This is a genomic window from Pseudomonas parafulva (assembly GCF_000800255.1).
In the GTDB taxonomy this organism is placed as follows: domain Bacteria; phylum Pseudomonadota; class Gammaproteobacteria; order Pseudomonadales; family Pseudomonadaceae; genus Aquipseudomonas; species Aquipseudomonas boreofloridensis.
Map to the genome: position 1 here is coordinate 1,953,406 of NZ_CP009747.1, position 18,624 is coordinate 1,972,029.

At 67.9% G+C, this 18,624-nt stretch carries 7 protein-coding genes; 1 reads left to right on the top strand and 6 read right to left on the bottom strand.

All coding sequences use genetic code 11. The features are described from left to right. Positions 1 to 5: 5 nt before the first annotated feature. The 3 genes from NJ69_RS08570 to NJ69_RS08580 all read right to left on the bottom strand — a co-directional run bounded on the left by NJ69_RS08570 (position 6) and on the right by NJ69_RS08580 (position 3,269). Complete coding sequence (locus NJ69_RS08570) at positions 6 to 1,415, bottom strand: LLM class flavin-dependent oxidoreductase (protein ID WP_039578099.1); 1,410 nt, start codon at positions 1,413 to 1,415, stop codon at positions 6 to 8. Between the two features lie 181 nt (positions 1,416 to 1,596). Next, positions 1,597 to 3,015 carry a diaminobutyrate--2-oxoglutarate transaminase gene (locus NJ69_RS08575; protein WP_039578102.1) on the bottom strand — a complete coding sequence of 473 codons (1,419 nt, stop codon included), beginning with the start codon at positions 3,013 to 3,015 and terminating at the stop codon, positions 1,597 to 1,599. 35 nt (positions 3,016 to 3,050) lie between these two features. Then, positions 3,051 to 3,269, bottom strand: a complete 219-nt coding sequence (locus NJ69_RS08580; protein ID WP_039578105.1) for an MbtH family protein — start codon at positions 3,267 to 3,269, stop codon at positions 3,051 to 3,053. Between the two features lie 197 nt (positions 3,270 to 3,466). Here NJ69_RS08580 and fhuF point away from each other — a divergent pair, with 197 nt between their 5' ends. Then, the gene (fhuF, locus tag NJ69_RS08585) at positions 3,467 to 4,207 is read left to right on the top strand and encodes a siderophore-iron reductase FhuF (RefSeq protein ID WP_029612479.1); all 741 of its coding nucleotides are present in this window, start codon (positions 3,467 to 3,469) and stop codon (positions 4,205 to 4,207) included. Positions 4,208 to 4,212: 5 nt separating this feature from the next. Here fhuF and NJ69_RS08590 read toward each other — a convergent pair whose 3' ends face one another. The 3 genes from NJ69_RS08590 to NJ69_RS08600 are packed head-to-tail and all read right to left on the bottom strand — an operon-like array spanning position 4,213 to position 18,619. Further along, positions 4,213 to 5,859 carry a cyclic peptide export ABC transporter gene (locus NJ69_RS08590; RefSeq protein ID WP_039578108.1) on the bottom strand — a complete coding sequence of 549 codons (1,647 nt, stop codon included), beginning with the start codon at positions 5,857 to 5,859 and terminating at the stop codon, positions 4,213 to 4,215. Next, positions 5,856 to 9,617 carry a non-ribosomal peptide synthetase gene (locus NJ69_RS08595; protein WP_039578111.1) on the bottom strand — a complete coding sequence of 1,254 codons (3,762 nt, stop codon included), beginning with the start codon at positions 9,615 to 9,617 and terminating at the stop codon, positions 5,856 to 5,858. The genes NJ69_RS08590 and NJ69_RS08595 overlap by 4 nt, the downstream gene beginning before the upstream one ends. Further along, complete coding sequence (locus tag NJ69_RS08600) at positions 9,614 to 18,619, bottom strand: non-ribosomal peptide synthetase (protein ID WP_167335967.1); 9,006 nt, start codon at positions 18,617 to 18,619, stop codon at positions 9,614 to 9,616. The genes NJ69_RS08595 and NJ69_RS08600 overlap by 4 nt, the downstream gene beginning before the upstream one ends. Positions 18,620 to 18,624: the final 5 nt, after the last annotated feature.

Sequence of the window (18,624 nt, forward strand, 5' to 3'; positions counted from 1 at the left end):
CAGGCTCATGCCAGCTCGACGCTGTCGGCGCGGGCCGGTTGCAGGTGCGCACGCAGATCGCGGTAACCGGCCGCCGGATGGTTGGACGGCAAGCGGGGGCCGTCGCCGAAGAGCTTCTCGCGCAGGGTTCCGGCGCGGTACTCGGTCTTGTACACCCCGCGCCTCTGCAACTCAGGCACCAGCAGCTCGACTACATCGCGGAAGGTTTCGTGGGCCAACGCATAGGCAAAGTTGAAGCCGTCCACATCGGTGTCCTCGACCCAGGCCTGCAGTTCGTCGGCCACGGTCTGCGGGCTGCCGACGATCAGCGGGCCGAAGCCACCGATGCCGACCCAGTCGGCCAACTCCTGTACCGTCCACTGTTTGTCCGGATCCGCCGTGGAGAAGGTTTCCACCGCCGACTGAATGGCGTTGGTGTGAATGTGCTTGAGCACTTGGTCGGGTCGGTACTGGTTGAAGTCGATGCCGGTCCAGCCGGAGATCAGCGCCAGCGCGCCTTCGTAGCTGGCGTATCCCTTCAGTTCACGCCACTTGGCCTGTGCCTTGGCGTCGGTCTCGTCGACGATGACCGTGAGCAGGTTGAAAATCAGCACCTTGCGCGGATCGCGCCCAGCCTCGGCGGCGCGACGGCGGATGTCGGCCACGGTCTTCTTCAGGGTGACTTTCGACGGCGCGGCCACAAAGACGCATTCGGCATGGCCTGCAGCGAATGCCTTGCCGCGACTGGACGCCCCCGCCTGGTAGAGCACCGGGGTGCGCTGCGGCGACGGCTCGCAGAGGTGAATGCCGGGCACCTGGAAGTGTCTACCCTGATGGCGGATTTCGTGGATCTTGCTGGGGTCGCTGAAAATGCCGCGTTCGCGGTCACGCAGCACCGCGCCGTCCTCCCAACTGCCCTCGAACAGTTTGTAGAGCACTTGCAGGTACTCATCGGCGTAGTCGTAGCGCGCATCGTGGTCACTGAGCGCTTTCTGCCCCAGGTTGCGCGCGCCGCTGTCGAGGTAGGAGGTGACGATGTTCCAGCCAATGCGGCCCTGGGTCAGGTGGTCCAGGGTCGACAGACGGCGGGCGAAGGGATAGGGATGCTCGAAGGTCAGTGACGCGGTCAGGCCGAAGCCCAAGTGTTCGGTGACCAACGCCATGGGGGTGATCAGCGCCAGCGGGTCATTGACCGGCACCTGGGTGGCCTGGCGCAGCGCCGCATCGGCGTTGCCGCCCAACACGTCGTAGAGGCCGATGACATCGGCGATGAACAGTCCGTCGAACTTGCCGCGTTCCAGCAGCTTGGCCAGGTCGGTCCAGTAAGACAGGTCCTTGTACTGCCAGGCGCGATCGCGCGGATGGCGCCACAGCCCTGGCGACTGATGGCCCACGCAGTTCATCTCGAAGGCGTTCAAACGGATTTCACGTGGCATGGGGACTCCTGAGCGATAAGCCGCGCACGCTGGGACGTGCAGTTCAAAGGCTGACCAACAGGAATCGTGCCAAGTGAAAATAGCGTTCTAGAACAGTGACTTAAAAATTAAATCGACAGTGTTGGTGTGGCCCTCAGCGCAGCGCTGTTGATCGGCTGCACGCCGATCAACAGCGTCCGATTCACGCGTGGGCCATGCGCTCGGGCGCGCGCAGGCCCGCCACGGCGGCCTGCACCGCCTTGCGCAACCGCTGCGCCAATTCATCGACCTCTTGCTCGGTAATGATCAGTGGCGGCAACAGCCGCACCACCGCGCCGTGGCGCCCGCCCAACTCGACGATCACCCCCAGACGCAGGCACTGCTGCTGAATCGCCTGGGCTAGCGCCGTATCGGCCGGCGGGCGCCGCCGTCCCTCCTCCAGCGCCGCCACCACCTCGATGCCGAGCATCAGGCCACGGCCTCGGACATCGCCCAAGCAGGGAGAGTCGGCCTGCAGTTGGCGCAAGTGATTCATCAGGCGCGCCCCCAGTACCTCGGCACGCTCCGCCAGCCCTTCGTCGATGATATGGCGCAAGGTCGCGCTGCCGGCCGCCATGGCCAGTTGGTTACCGCGGAAAGTGCCGGCGTGCGCGCCGGGCTTCCAGGTGTCCAGCTCGCGGCGATACACCACCACGGCCAACGGCAGGCCGCCGCCGATGGCCTTGGACAGCACCAGCACATCAGGCTCGATGCCGGCATGTTCGAAGGCGAACAGCGTGCCGGTGCGGCCCAGCCCGGTCTGCACCTCGTCGATCACCAGCGCGACACCGTGTTTACGGGTCAGGGCGCGCAGCCCCTGGAGCCAGCGCACCGGCGCGGGGATCACCCCGCCCTCGCCCTGCACCACCTCCACCACCACGGCGGCCGGGGGCAACACCCCGGATTCCGGGTCGTCGAGCATCTGCTCCAGATAATGCAGCCCAGCGTCCACCCCGGCTTCGCCACCGAGGCCAAACGGGCATCGGTAGTCGTAGGGATAGGGCATGAACTGCACGTCGTTGTTGACCGCCCCAGGCCCTTGCTTGGGCGCCAGATTGCCCATCAGGCTCAGGGCGCCCTGAGTCATGCCGTGATAACCACCGCTGAACGACAGCACCGTCCTGCGTCCAGTGGCCGTACGCACCAGTTTCAGCGCGGCCTCGATGGCATCCGAGCCGCTGGGGCCACAGAACTGAATGCGCGCATCCCTGGCCAGGCCCTCGGGCAAGGCCGCGAATAGCGTTTCGACGAAGCGATCCTTGACTGGGGTGGTGAGGTCCAGCGTATGCAGTGGCAGGCCGCTGTCGAGGGTCTGGCGCATGGCCTGCAGGGTCACCGGGTGGTTGTGCCCCAGCGCCAGGGTGCCGGCACCCGCCAGGCAATCCATGAACAATTGGCCTGAGGTGTCCTGCACGTAGATGCCATGGGCCTGTTGCAGCGCCAGCGGGATGCGCCGCGGATAAGTCCGCGCATTGGATTCCCGAGCAGCCTGGCGCTGCAGCAAGGCATTGCTCTCCAGCACGCGGGGGGCCTGCAGCCGGAAGGCTTCCAGGCTGAAGCCGTGGGTGGACACTGATGACATGACGAAACTCCCTGGGCAGTGTGAAGCACAGCGAACTAGTGGTTCTGCGGGTTTTCCTGCATCGCCTTGCGCAGGCTCAGCGGGCGCATGTCGGTCCACACCGCTTCGATGTGGGCCAGGCAGGCTTCACGGCTGTCGGCCTCGCCGACGCCACGCCAGCCCTGGGGAATGTCTTTGTAGGCAGGCCAGAGGGAATACTGCTCTTCGTCATTGACGACGACCCGGTACAGCACCTGCGGATTTTCTGAACTCATCGTGTGACTCCTTGACTGACTGAGTGAGTGTTTCGACTGCTGGTACGACCAACGTGATCAATTCTCATTAAGGCTCGACGGTTTCACCTGTTATCCTTCACCTCGCCGATATCGCCAGCGCCGTGCCGCTCAGCACACCGCCTGGCCTTGATGAACAGGGATGGAGCACCGCCCACCATGGTTTCCCGGACAACCCGATGATTCCCAGCCTCGCACCGCTCTACGTCGGGCCGCTGGCGGATTTCGCCGAAAAACTGCAATGGCGCCAGACGCCGCGTGTCGATCAGGCGGGCGACGCCTTCTTCGCGGCCAAGCCGTTCGCGCGTTTTCTCGATGGCCTGCAGGTGCGCCACCGCACCGATGAGCGCATCGCCCTGGCCTCGCTGTGGTCGAAGTGGTACTTCAGCACCTTCCTCGGCCCGTACATGGGCGCCAATCTGCTGCTGCAGCGGCAGTTGCCGATCGCCTTGGAACAGACGGGCCTGGTGCTCGGCGACGACGACCGTCCGCAGGCGTTGCACCTGGCCAGCGACGGCCAGCTCATCGAGCACCGCGAAGGCTTCGCGCGCTTCCACGACCTGATCGAGCATCACCTCACCCCTGTGATCCAGAGCCTGGCCTCGGCCACCGGCGCCTCCCCCAGGCTGTTCTGGAGCAATGCCGGCAACACCTTCGAGTTCGTCACCACGCGCCTGGAATTGCATCCGCTGGCGGTGAGCGGCTGCACCGCTGCCGCCCATGAGGTGCTCAACGCCCGCCTGCTGCCCGATGGGCGACGCAATCCGCTGTTCGCCCCGGTCCGCTATCTGCCCGCCGCGCCCGGTGATGAAGAGCCGCCACGCCTGCGGCGCATCTGCTGCATCCGCTACCGGCTGGCCGGGGTTGGCTACTGCAGCAGTTGCCCGCTGGAGTGCCGACACGCCGCCCGCACGCGCTGAGGTATTCATCCCTTGGCCAACTGGAAGGGGCTCTCGGCGCTGCGGTCGTAGTCCACCAACTGACCGTAATCGAGCCGGTAGATACGATCGGCCACATCGAAGTAGCGGTCATCGTGGGTGATGGCGATCACCGTCTTGCCTGCGGCCTTGAGCTCGGGCAACAGCTCCTTGTAGAACACGTGGCGGAACACCGGGTCCTGGTCGGCGGCCCATTCGTCGAGCAGGAACACCTCGCGCCCCTCCATCATCAGCAACAGCAGGGCCAGGCGCTTGCGCTGCCCTTGCGAGAGCGAAGTGGTGGACAGCCGACCCTCAACGAAGCGCACCTTATGGGTCAGGCCCAGGCGCTCCAGGTAATGCTCGACCCGCGCCTGCAACCCCTCGCCCTCGCCCAGCTTGCCCAGCACATCGGCGAACAGGTAGAAATCGGCGAAGATCGCTGCGAAATGCTCGCGATGCGCGTCACTCTGCTCAGCGGACATCGACACTCCGTTGAGCAGCACCTGCCCCGCACTGGGGCTGTAGAGGCCAGTGAGCAGCTTGGCCAGGGTCGACTTGCCGCTGCCATTGCCGCCGACGATGAAGATCAGCTCACCGCGACGGATCGTCAGGTCGATCGGGCCCAGCTCGAAGCCGAAGTCGTCGCGCTGACCGGGATAGCGATAACGCACCCCGGACAGTTGCAGCTTCTGGAACGGCTCGACCGCCCGGGCTGCCGTGCCCTGGCCGAAGCCCTCGCCCAGGTCCAGGGCGTCGATGGCCTGCAACGCCACATGGCCGCGAATCACGGCCGGAATGGCATCGAGGATCATCGCGATCGGCGTGCGCAGAAACATGATCGCCAGTACGTAGCCCACCACCACCTCCTGGCTGAGCAGCGCCAGGCCCTGGCCGAGGAAGAACAACGTACCGATCAGCAGGAACACCAGCAGCGTGGTCCAGTTCAGGTTGATCGCCCACAGTGTGTCGGCACGCACCGAGGCGTCCAGCGAGGCGCGGGCGATCGGTTCGAGCTTGCCGTCGTACAGGAAGTAGCGACGGCGACGGCTCAGGCCCAGCTCGCAGCGGCCCTCGATGGCGGCCTCGTACTGCTCGGCCAGCTCGTCGTCCTGCCGTCGCACCGCCTGCATCAGCGCCTTGACCCGGCGTCCCAGGAGGATGTCCAGGCCCACACCCGCGGCGATCACCGCCAGCGTCAAGGCGAAGAACGACAGGCTCAGCCACGCCATGTAGCCCAGACCGGCCAGCAGCAACAGGCCGTTGTACAGCGAGATGGGCAACTGCTTGAACGCCGTGGCCACGGTGTTCACGTCCTTGGTCAGGGCGTTGTAGATGCGCGGCGTGCCCAGGCGCTCGATCCGCTCCAGCGCCGTGACCAGCACCTTGCCGACCAGGCGCATGCGCAACTGATACACCAGACGATGGCCGATCTGCACCAGCAGCCACTGCGAGCACACGCCGCTGACGAACAACAGCACCAGCAAGCCGCCGAACAGCAGCAGCGCCGCGCCGAAGTCCACCACGCCCTGGTCCAGGCTGCGGTTGATGTAGCCGATCAGCCCGATGCTGGTGGCGGCGCTGACCGCGCTGGCGAGCACCGCCAGCAGGATGCGCCAGCGGGCCAGGCGCAACAGCTCTTTCATCAGGTTCATGGCATCGACTCCATCCTGGCCGCGAACGGCGCCAGCAGCGCCACCAACCGTTCGACCAGGCGTGTTTCATCCAGCAGTGCTCGGTGACCGACGTCCAGGGTCCATTGCTGGACCTGAGCGCTGGTGTGCGCCTGCCACTGGGCAGACAGATCGCCATGGGCATTGCCGCGCCACAGCCACACCGGCACATCGACCTGCGGCAAGCGCTGCTGGTAGAGCAGCGTCTTGATCGCCCGCTGCGCCGTCAACACAGCGTGCAGGTGATGCTCGTCAGCCAGCGCGCCCAGGTGCTCACGCGCCTGAGGGTCTTGCAGCAGGCGCGCCACGGCATCCGGATAACTCAGCCCGGCCAGCGTGCGGTCGAGGTGCTCATGCAGCGCCTCGCCCATGGGATGACCCTGCTGACGGCAGTACCAGGCTACATCGGCAGTCAATTGACCCACCTCGTCGTCCTCGCCAGCCAGGCTGCGCTGCGGGTCGTGGTCGATCACCGCCAGCGCCGCCACCTCGAAGCCCTGGGCTTGCAGCACCGGCACCAGCAACAGCGCCAGGCGCGAGGCCACGCTCCAGCCCAGCAATACCAAAGGCCGCGACTTCAGGTGCGCGGGCAAACTGAGCACGTACTGATCGAGCAGCGCCGTCATATCGCGGCCATCCCAGCCCTGCTCCGGAGCACTGAGCCCATACAGCGATACCCGGCCACCGAGCCGTTCGACCAGCGGCTGATAGGTGTGCACGTGGCCTTGGGCGCCGTGCACCAGCAACACGCAGGGCGCGTGCTCACCCGCATCGTGCAGCACCTGGAACGGCGTGTCGCCGCCGTCCTGCAACCCTTCGACCAGCGCCCGCACCGTGTGCCGTTCGAACAGCAGCTTGGTCGGCAGGTCCAGCCCCAGCCGCTCGCGCAGCAGCGAGACCACCTTGATCGCCGCCAGTGAGTGGCCGCCGACCGTGAAGAAGTTGTCGGTGACGCCCAGCTCGGTGTTGTCGAGTACCTCGCTCCAGATCTGCAGCACCGCTGCCTCCTGGGCATCGCGCGGGGGTACGCGGGTGTGTTGCAGTCGCTGCCGGGCCAGGGCCAGCAGCCCCTGGCGGTCGAGCTTGCCGTTGTTGGTGAGCGGCAACGTGCGCAGTGCGAACACGGCGCTGGGCAGCATGTAGTCCGGCAGGCGCAGCGCCAGGCTGTCACGCAGCGACTCGACCTGGCCTGCATCGTCGGCCGTCACGACGAATGCCAGCAACCGCGCGTGGTCGCCCTCGCCGTCCAGCAGGACCGCCGCCTGCTCAACGCCTGGCTCGCTGCGCAGCGCCTGCTCTACTTCTCCCAGTTCCAGGCGCAGGCCACGGATCTTCACCTGCTGGTCATTGCGCCCAAGCAGGCGCAGTGAACCATCGGCCTGGCGCAGGGCCAGATCGCCGCTGCGGTAGCGGCGCCGGCCGTCCTGCGGATCGACGCCAAACGTGCTGCCTTCCACACCGCCCAGGTAGCCGCGCCCGACGCTCGCGCCGGTGATGCACAACTCTCCCGCCTGACCACTGGGCACCGCGCGTCCCTGCTCGTCCAGCAAGGCGATGCGGTTATCGCCCAGCACCTGGTTCAACGTGCTGTCGGTGCGCTGGCCATTGAGGTCCAGTGCGCGCCAGAGCACGCCGACCGTGGTTTCCGTAGGACCGTAATGGTTGTACACGCGACAGCCCGAGCGCGCCTGTTGCAGGCGCTCCAGCAGCGTATCGCTGACCGGCTCGCCACCCAGCACCAGGACCTGACGCGGCAGCGACTGGGCCTCGGTGTGCCCGCCCAGCAGCGCCAGCAGGTGCGACGGGACGATTTTCAAGACATCCAGCGGGTGCTCACGCATAGCCTCGGCGAAGGCCTGGGCGTCGGTGACGACCGATTGTTCCAGCAGGTGCACACAGCCGCCTTGCAGCCAGGCTGGGAACAGCACGGTATTGCCCAGGTCGGCGAGCAACGAGGACACCAGCCCGTAGTGCCCGCCCTCGGGCAGTTGCAAGGCGTGGGTCACCTGCGTCGTGTAATGGCGCAGTTGGCCCTGCTCGATCTGCACGCCCTTGGGCCGACCGCTGGTGCCGGAGGTGTAGAGCACGTAGGCCAGGTCATCGGCGGCGGCGGCTTCGACGCCGTCGATGGGCGGAGCCTGCACGGCAGTTGCCCAGTCCAGGCAGGGCACATCGCTGTCCGGCGCAGCATCTGGCGCGTGCAGCAGCACGCACGGCTGCGCATCCTGGAGGATGCTCGCCAGGCGCATCGGCGGCTGTTGCGGATCCAGCGGCAGGTAGGCGGCCCCGGCCTTGAAGCAGGCGAGCATGGCCACCAGCATCTCGGCGCCCCTGGGCAAGTACAGACCGACCCGCTGATCGCGCCTGGCCCCGTGCTGGCGCAGGCTGGCGGCCACCTGATCGCTCAAGGCATCGAGCTGGGCATAGGTGAACGACTGGCGGGCGAAGCGCAGGGCCGCACGCTCGGGGTGTTCGCGGGCGTGGCGGCGCACGGCGGCGACGATGTCCAGGTCCGCCGGCAGCGTAGGAGTTTCTGGCGCGACGCGCTCGTCATCGAGCAAGGCGTCGACGGCATCCAGCACCTGCTGCGGCGCCAGCAGCAGCCGTTCGAGCCACTGGGCGAAGCGGGACAGCAGGCGCTGCATCTGCGCTTGGCGGTACAGCCCCGCGTCGTAGACCAGCGCCAACTGCCCCCGCCCGGATGAGTCGAGGCTCAGGTGCAGCAGCAGCTCGACAGGCGTTTCGCAGGATACCCACTGCACCGCCTCCAGGCCCTCGACACGGCTCATCTGCACCGCCGCCTGCAAGCTGGCGCGGCAGTCCGGCAGCAACTGCGCCTGCCCCACGTATTCCTGCCACGCCACGGCCTGTTCGAGTTGACGCGAGAGCTGGCGCGACAGGCTCCCCAAGGTGCTGTGCTCAGACAATTGCACCACCATCGGCAGCACCTGCTCGAACACCCCACAGGCGCCTTGCAGTTCTTCATAGTCGTCGCGCGGATCGTGGACGATGCCGACCTGCGCCTGGCGCTGGCCGTTGAGCCGCGCCAGCAAGGCCGCCCAGGCGGCCAACAGCGTGGTCTGTGGATCGCCCTCAGCGGCCAGCAATGCTGATATCACTGCCTCAGGCAGCACCCGTCGCTGCTCGCCGCGCTCGCCGCTGGCCACGCCGTAACGCTCCACCAGGCGCAGGCCCGGCAGCGCGTGCAGCCCCAGGTTGCGCCAGAACTGCGTGCCCTGTTCGGCATCCTCGTCCTGTTGCAGGCCGTTGATCCACAGCACGTAGTCCTCGTACTGCATCGGTTCCTCGACGCCACTGGGCACGCCGAGCAGCGCATCGCGCAACTGCGCCACACTGCGCAGGTCGGCCGAGTAGGCTGGCAGGGCCAATAGCAGACGCTCGCCGAGCAGCCAGGCCAGCAGGTCCGGCTGTTCGGCCGCGCAATGGGCGCGGGCGTCGGCCAACCATTGATCGGCGCTGGTCAGGCGCTCATCCGCCGCGCGGCGCCAGCTCAAGGTCAAGGCGCCTGTCGCCGCACGGCGCTGGCGCAGGCCGGTGGCCCCTTGTGGGCGCTCGTAGCGCATGTGCAGGGCCTGGTGCGCGTGCAGGTAGTCCTGCAGCCGCGTCCAGGTGTGCTCGCCCGCGCCGCCCAGTTGCAACCACGCCCAGCGGTACGGCTGCGGGTTGGCCTGGGCCAGTTGTTTCTGTTGCGGTGACAGATTCAGTCCAAGGTCCATCATGGGTTCGACTCTTCCAGTTGCTGCACGGCAGGCGCCGGGGCCGCCGTGACCTGATCACGGCCATAGATCTCGCCCATGGCCACCACGATCTTGCGTTCGCCCTCGAAGGGGTCGCGGGCATGGGCGGCGAGCATGTTGTCGAGCATCACCACATCGCCCTGCTGCCAGTCGAAACGCACGGCGCAACGTGCGTAGGCGGCGTTGATGGCGTCGATGGCGGCTGTCTCCAGTTCACTGCCGTCGCCGTAGAACACCTGGCGTGGCAGGGCCGCTTCGCCGTCGCGCAGGAACTGCTGGCGAATGTCGTCGTCGAGGAAAGCCGGGTGATACAGCTGGATCTGGTTGAAGAAGCTCTCTTCACCGGTCAGCGGGTGCAGGATCACCGCTGGGCATACCTGACGGGTATGCAGATCGTCGGCGCCCTGCCAGTGGAACTGGATGCCGGTGTCCAGACACAGCCGCTCCACCTCGCTGCGCGACTCGGTCTGGAAGAAATGCTGCCAACTCACATCAAGGCTGCGGCTGAAATTGCGCACGTACATCAGTTGCTTGCGGCGCAGGTTGTCCTGCAGCCACGCGGGCAGTTCGCGGAACACCTCGCGGCTGTCGACGATCGGCGTGGCGCCGCCCACGCGGGCCGGCACCTCGCAGTAGAACCATTGCCGACGCGGCCAGCGGTGCTGGTGCGCGCTTTCGTTGTGGAACAGGATCATGCGGTCCTTCGGATAGGGCGTGGACTTGTAGATGTTCTTGCCACCCTCCTTCTTCGGCAGGTCGCCGTACTGGCCGTACAGCTGCGGGCACAGGGCCTGGCAGAACTGCTCGAAGGCCGCCGGGTCGGGCAGGTCGAAGCCCCGGAACAACAGGCCGCCATGCTCGCGCAGCCACTGTTCAACCTGCTCTCGGTTGCGCTCGGCCCACACCGCCGGGGCCAGTTCACTGTCGCGCAACTGCACCAGCAGCGGGAAACGCGAGCCCTCGCGCAGCGGCCGCGTGTCGATCGGGGCGCGCGGCGCGGCGCCTGCGCCCTGGCGCATCCGCCCCAGCTTGCTCATCTTGCGTTGCAGAGGGTTGTCGGTGGACATGGTGACAGCTCCGGTAGACGTCGGAATCAGTGCCTCCAGGCTGCTGTCCGGCGCGTGCAGCGCCTGCTCCAGCAGCGTGAGGAAGGTATCGCGCAGGCGCTCGATGGTGGCTGCGCGGAACAAGCTCGGGCGGTACACCCAGCGCAGCGCCAGCACATCGCCCTCGGCACGGGCGAACAGCGCCATGTCGAACTTGGAGTGACGCTGCTCGTGCAGCAGCGGCTCGACCTCCAGCTCGCCCAGGCGACGGGTCTGGCGTGGCGTGTTGTCGAGCACGAACAGGGTCTGCAGCAGCGGATGCTGGTTGGCGATGCGCGGCAGTTGCAGGCACTCCACCACTTGGTCGAAGGGCGTGTCCTGCCAGGCGAAGGCCTCCAGGCAGGTTTCACGTACCTGCAGCAGATGCTCGCGGAAACTGCGCTCCGGTTGCAGCGCCAGACGCAGCGCCAGCAGGTTGACGAAGAAGCCGATCAGCGATTCGGTATCCGGGTGTTCGCGGTTGGCCAGGTCGGTGCCGATCACCAGGTCGCGTCCGTGGCTTTCGTGGTGCAGCACGGCGCCGTAGCAGGTCAGCAGCACCATGAACAACGACGTACCGGTGGCCTGGGCCAAGGCGTTCAGACGCGCCACGGTGGCCGCCGGAAGTTGGAAGTCCACCGCCGCGCCGCGGCTGTCGCTGTGCTCGGCGCGCGGGAAATCGAACGGCAGCGGCACCTGCGCGGGCATGCCGGACAAGCGCCTGCGCCAGAATGCCAGGCCTTCGCGGTGCCGCGCCTGGGTCGCGCTGGAGCGCTCCCAGGCGGCGTAGTCCACGTACTGGATAGGCAGTTCGGCCAATGCCGGCACGCGCCCCGCGCACGCCTGCTCGTAGCCTTCGACGATCTCGCCGATCAGCACCGAGCCAGACCAGCCATCGGAAGCGATGTGGTGCAGCACCAGTTGCAGCACGTGCTCATGCTCAGCCAGGCGATACAGCACGGCGCGCAGCGAGGGCTCCTGGCTCAGGTCGAACGGGCGTGTCGCCAGCTCCAGCGCGGCCTGCTCCCAGCCCTGGCCATCGCTGTCGATGCACTGCAGCACGCCCGCCTGGGGCGCGGCGATACGCTGGCGCGGCTCGCCGTCGCGGCCATGGTAGGTCGTGCGCAGAATGGCATGACGTTCGACCACGCGCTGGATCGCGCCGCGCAGCGCCTCGACGTCGAGCGCACCGCGCAGGCGGATCTGGCTGTTCATGTTGAAGCTGCTGTCAGCCGGTTCGAGCTGCTGCATCAGCCACACCCGCTGCTGCGCCGAGGACAACACCTGCTCCTGCGCCAGGTCGACGCGGGTCATCGGCGCCGATGCCCCGCTCTGCCCGGCCTGCAACGTATCGAGGCGGGACGCCAGCGCCGCCAGTTGCGGGGTTTCGAACAGCCAGCGCAGGGGCATGTCGAGCCCTTGCTCGCGCAGCCGCGCCCGCACTTGGGCGGCGTTCAGCGAGTGGCCGCCAAGCCTGAAGAAGTCGGCCTCGGCGGCCAGCACTGGCACGCCCAGCACCTGCTGCCAGACCTCGGCCAGACCGGCTTCGCGGGGTGTCAGCGCCCGCCCCGAAGCCTCTGCTGACGGCATCGACACCTGGGCCAACGGCAACTGCTTGCGGTCGACCTTGCCATTGCTGTTGAGCGGCAAGTGTGCCAGGCGCTGCAGATGGGTCGGCACCATGTACGCCGGCAAGCGCGCCAGCAGGTGCTCGCGCAGTTGACCTTCCTGTTCGAGCGCACCGACCCAGAAACCGGCCAGGTGCTCGCCCTGCACCGCCACCACGGCCTGGCTGACCTGGGCATGGGCCAGCAGCGCGGCTTCGACTTCACCCAGCTCGATGCGGAAACCACGCAGCTTGATCTGGTCATCGTTGCGGCCGAGGAAGTACAACTGACCATCCGCCTGCCGACGCGCCAGGTCGCCGGTACGGTACAGGCGCCCGCCATCGGCGGCGAAGGGATCGGCGATGAAGCGCTCGGCGGTCAGCCCCGGTTGCCCGGCATAGCCCCTGGCGAGTCCTGCCCCGGCGATGTACAGCTCGCCCACGGCGCCCAGCGGCACTTCGCGCAGGTGCTCGTCGAGCACATGGCAGCGCGTATTGAGCAACGCGTGGCCGATGGGGGCGCTGGCTTGATCCAGCGTCTCCAGCAGGGTCTGGGTCGACCAGACGGTGGTCTCGGTCGGTCCATAGACGTTATGCAGGCGCGCAACCCGCGCCGTCAGCGCCTGGGCGAGCTCGGCCGACACCGCCTCGCCCCCGGCCAGGGCAATGCGCCCGTCGAGCACCTGCGGGGCGCTGTCCAGCAGCAGGCGCCAGGTGGCCGGGGTGGCCTGGATCAACTGCACCTGGTGGTGCTCGATCAGGTGCGCCAGCAGCAACGGGTCCTGGCGCTGGGCGTCATCGGCCAGCACCACGGCCGCGCCACGCACCAGCGGCAGGCACAGCTCCAGGCCGGAAATGTCGAAACTCACCGTGGTCAGCGCCAGGTAGCGCTGAACACCGTCCAGGGCCAGCGCCTGCTCCATGGCCAGCAGGAAGTTGGCGAAGTTGCCGCGACTGATCTGCACGCCCTTGGGTTGACCGGTGGAGCCGGAGGTGTACAGCGTGTACGCCAGTTGCGCCAATGCGCGCGGGACGTCAGGCGTCAGGGCCGCGAAGTGCTGCACGTCCAACGCGCTCCAGCGCCACCAGCGCTCAGGTCGCGTCAGCGCAGTCAAGGGTTCATCGCAGAGCACCAGCAGCGGCTGCGCACGTTCGAGGATCTGCGTCAGGCGTGCGGGGGGATGGGTGGGGTCCAGCGGCAGGTAACAGGCCCCGGCTTTCTGGATGGCCAGCAGGCAGATCAGCAGGCGTTCGTCGCGGGGCAGGCAGAACGCGACCGTGCTCTCCGGTCTCACGTCCTGTTCGAGCAGCCAATGGGCCAGGCGGTTGGCCTGGGCATCGAGCTCGTCGTAGCGCAGTTGCCGGTCGGCGCAGTAGACCGCCACCGCGTGCGGCTGCTGCTTGGCCATGGCCTCGAAGCGGCTGACGAAGTCGTCACAGGCCAGCAGCGGGCGTTGCGGCCCTTGTTCGGGTGATGGCGCGAGGCTGCGCAACGGCAGTTCCAGCAGCGGCGCGTGCAGCTCGCCATGGGCCAGCACCTCGAGCATCCCCAAGTAGTCGTCGACCAGGCGCTGCACGGTCGGCGCGTCGAGCAAGGCACAGGCCCGCTCGACGATCAGTTGGGTGCGGGCCTGCTCGCCGCGCCCTTGGCTGAACAGGTTGAAGGTGAGGTCGAACTTGGCGCTGACCACCCCTTCAGGCAGCGGCAACGCCTGCACCTGCACATCCGCCAGTTCCAGGCGCCGCGCCTGATCATGGTCGACCTGGAAGTTGAACAGGGTCTGGAACACCGGCGTGCGGTCCAGGCTGCGCTGCACGCCAAGCACGTCGAGCAGGTGCTCGAACGGCAGCGACTGGTGCTCCAGGTCGTCTGCCAAGCGATCGCCCAACTGGCGCAGGAAGTCCTGCACGGCCTGCTGGACGTCGAGCTGCACTCGGCAGACCAGGGTGTTGACGAACAACCCGACCCAGTGCTGGCCTTCCACCGACTCGCGTCCGGCCACCGGCAGACCGATGGCGAAGTCCTGGCTGCCGGTGTGACGTGACAGCAGCAGTTGGTAGGCCGCGAAATACAGCACGAAGGGCGTGACGCCCAACGTGGCGGCGCGGCTGGCCAGGGCAGCGTCAAGTGCCTGCGGCACTACGAAGCTGTCGCGCGCGCCGCGGTAGTCCTGCACCGTGGGACGTTGCGGTTGCTGCGGCCATTGCAGCGGCTCATCGGGCAGGCCCTGCAAACGCGTCTGCCAGTAGGCTAGCAGCGCGTCGCCCTGCTCACCCTGCAGGTGCGCGCGCTGCTGGGCGATCCATGGCAGCAGACCGTGCGGCGCGGGCGTGGCTTGGCCCTGATAAAGCTGCGCGAGATCCTTCACCAGCAAGCCCATGGACCAGCCATCGACGGCAATGTGGTGGACGTTGAACAACAGGCGGTAGTCCTGCGGCCCCAGGCACAGCAGGTCCACCGCCAGCAGCGGGCCTTCGCCCAGATCGAAGGCGCGCCCCGCACAGCGGGCGATCACTGCCTGTTGCTCGGCCGCGTCGAGATCGTGCAGCGCATGCCGTTTGAAATGCAGCCCGGCGCTCTGCTCCAGGCGCTGCCAGACCTCGCCGTCGGCCTCGAAGAAGCGGCAGCGCAGCGCCTCGTGACGCGTCACCAGCGCCTCGCAGGCACGTTGCAGGCGCGCCACATCCAACGGGCCTCGCAGCGACAGCAATTGGGTGACGTTGTAGGCGGTCTGCTGCGGGTCCAGTTGCTGCATGAACCACACCCGCTGCTGGGCGTGGGACAGCGGATAACGACCACTTGCGGGCGTCGGCGTGTCAGCGACCGGCACGGCCTCGGCGACCGGCGCTGACGGCGCCAGCACCCCGGCCAGGGCGCGCGGCGTGGGATGGGCGTGCAACTGACGCGGCGTGAGGCGCATGTCGGCACGCCGTAGCCGGGCGATCAGTTGCAGGGCCAGGATCGAATCGCCGCCGGCGCCATGAAAATCGTCGTCGGCCCCCAGCGCAGGCTGTGCCAGCACCTCGCGGAAGGCTTCCAGCACGGCCCTCAGCGCCGGCTGCGCCTGGCAATCCAGATGCAGCGCCAGGTCCGCCAGCACCGGGTGCTGCTGGACATCGCGGGGCTTGAGGCGCAGGCTTTCACGGCGGGCCTGGGCGATCAGTTGCAGGCTGAGAATGGAGTCGCCACCCAAGGCGAAGAAGTCGTCGCCGCGTCCGACAGCCTCGACGCCCAGCAACACTTGCCACAACCGCGCCAAGGTCGCTTCGGTCTCACCCTGCGGCGCCTTGCCCGCACCACGCTCGGCCTCGGCAGGCACAGGCAGCGCGCGGCGGTCGAGCTTGCCGTTGGCCGTCAGCGGCAAGGCGTCGAGCAGCACCCAGTGCGCCGGGATCATCGCCTCGGGCAGCGCAGCACGGGCGCTGGCTTGCAACTCGGCAAGGTCGTGCGCCGCCAACGCCGGGCTCAGGTAAGCGAGCAATTGTACGCGGCCCTGATCTTCGCTCGGCACCACCGCCGCTTCGCGCACCTGGGGCTGAGCGTTGAGCCACGCCGTGACCTCGCCCGGCTCCACGCGAAAGCCCCGGATCTTGACCTGTTCGTCGCGCCGACCGAGAAAGGTCAGCAGGCCCGCGCGGTCCAGACGCACGCGATCGCCGGTGCGGTAGTGGCGCTCGCCATCGGCGTCCACGCCAAACACCTGGGCACTGGCCTCGGGCTGATTGAGGTAACCCAGCGCCACCTGCGGGCCGGCGATGATCAGCTCGCCGGCCACGCCACGCGGGACCCGGTTGCCCTGCGCATCGACCACCCGCAGGCGGCAACCGGCCAGGGGCTGGCCCAGGGGCAAGTACTGGCTGCTGGCGCAGTGGAGGGATTCGTCGACTTCACCGCAGACCACACCGACCGTGGTTTCCGAGGGGCCGTAGTGATTGAACACGCGCAGCCCCGGCGCCAATCGGCGCACCTGCGCCAGCAGCGCCGGATCGAAGCCTTCGCCGCCCACGATCAAGCGCTCGCGGGGCAACACCCGCTCGGCATCGGCCAGTGCCAACAGGCCGCGTAGGTGCGAGGGGGCGATCTTCAGGCAATCGACTGGAGACTGGTCGAGGAAGTCGGCCCAGGCCGGTGGATCGAAGGCCAAGGCTGGCGGTGGCAGCACCAACGTCTGCCCGGCCTGCAAGGCGGCGAACACCGAGGTCAGGCCCAGGTCCGCCGCGACCGTGGCCAGGCTTGCCCAGCGGCTGCCCGGCGGGGCCTGCAGGCGTTCGACCACGGCCGCGGCGTAGTGCGCCAGGTTGCCGTGGCTGACCCGCACGCCTTTGGGCTGGCCGCTGGAACCCGAGGTGTAGATCAGGTACGCCGCCAGCGCCGGGTCGCTGAGGCTGGCGACAGCGGTGGGCGCAGCGGCGCTGTGCAGGTCGGCGCGGGTCAGCGGCAGGCTGGCCAGGTCGCTGCCCGGGGGCGGCGCTTCACCCAGGCTCAGCCACAGGCAGGCACCGCTGTCGTGCACCAGTTGCTGATGACGCTGGGCGGGCTGCGCGGGGTCGAGGAACAGGCAGACTGCGCCGCGATGCCAGCAGGCCAGGGTCGCCACCACCTGCTCAGGGCAGCGGCTCATGCACAAGGCCACTACCGCGCCGGGTGCGACGCCACTGTCAGCCAAGCGCTGCGCCAACGCCTGGCTGGCGCCGCCCAAGGTGGCGTAGTCGAGGGTGACGTGCGGCCCGTGCAACGCCACGGCCTTGGGCGTGCGCCGGGCATGCTCGAGGACCTGGCGGTCGAGCGGCTGCGTGGGCGCCTGCAAGGCGGGCGCGCACAGTTCACTGCCCGGCGAGGCCAGGCGCAGGTCGCCCAGCGCCACGGCAGGATCCTCGCAGACCTGACCGAGGAGCGCCGTCAGATCGTCCAGCATCTGCTCAACGGTCGCGGCGTCGAACAGCTCCTCGCTGTATTCCAGTTCGCAGCGCACGGCGCCCTCGCCGCTGCGTACCAGACGCAGGGTGAGGTCGAAGCGGGCATGCCGCTGCGGCGGGTCCAGCACCTCCACGCCCACGCCCGGCAGCGCCAGCGTACGACTGGCCGGCAGGTCGACCTGCACGAACATCACCTGGAACAAGGCGCTGCTGCGCGGCGGTTGCAGGCTCTGCAGCATGTTCTCGAACGGCAGGCACTGGTGATCGTAGGCCCCCGCCACCCGGTCGCGAGTGCTGCGCAGGGCGCTGGCGAAGTCGGCGTCTTGCTGCAGCGTCTGGCGGATCACCAGGGTGTTGAGCAGCGGCCCGATCAGCGGCATCAATTCGGGCCGGTCGCGCAGCGCCACCGAGGTGCCCAGGCAGAAATCGCGCTCGCCACTGTAGCGCGCCAGCAGCCAACTGAAGGCGGTGAGGCCATACAGGTACAGGGTCACGCCCTGGCGGCGGATGGCCACATCGAGCGTCTTGGTCAGGCTGTCCGGCAGCACCCGGGTGATTACGGCGCCAGCATGGCTACGCTGGCTGGGCGCAGGACGCGGGCGGTCCAGTGGCAAGCTCAGCGGCGCCGGGGCATCGTCGAGCTGCGCACGCCAGTAATCGACCTGGCGCTGGCATTCGTCGCTGTCCAGCCATTCCTGCTCCCAGGCCGCGTAGTCGGCGTACTGGATGCTCAGCTCAGGTTGTTGCGCCGTGTCACCGGCCTGCAAGGCCCTGTAGGCCTCGGCCAGTTCCTGGGTCAGTTGCTGCGCCGACCAGGCGTCGTAGGCCACGTGATGCAGGGTCAGGAACAGCCAGGTCGTGCCGGCCTCGGCGTCGCTGAAGGCCTGCCAGCGCCAGGGCACCTGCTGCGCCAGATCGAAGGGCTCGGCCAGTTGCCGGGCGTATTCGTCGGCGCACCAGGCGTCGGTGTCCTGCGCCGTGATGGGTGACATCGGCGGCAGCGCCACCGCCACCGGCGTGCACAGCGCCTGCCACTGACCTTGGGCATCGGCGACATAGCGCGTGCGCAGGATCTGGTGACGGTCGCTGAGCTGTTGCATGGCCTGGCGCAACCGCTCCAGGTCCAGGCGGCCGTCGAAACGCAGCACCGAGGCGAGGTTGTACAGCGCGCGATTGCTCAGCGCCTCGGCGGCGAGGAAACGCCGCTGGGCCTGGGACAGACAGGGGCCACCCCCCTCGCCCGCGGGCTGCGCGACGATGGGCAGGCGCCAACTGTCGATGCCCTTTTCGGCCAAGCGCTGGCGGAACAGCCGCTTCTTGTCCGCTGGCAACGAGGCCAGGCGCTGGGCGATCTCAAGGAAGCCGTTTTGCGTCATGCCAC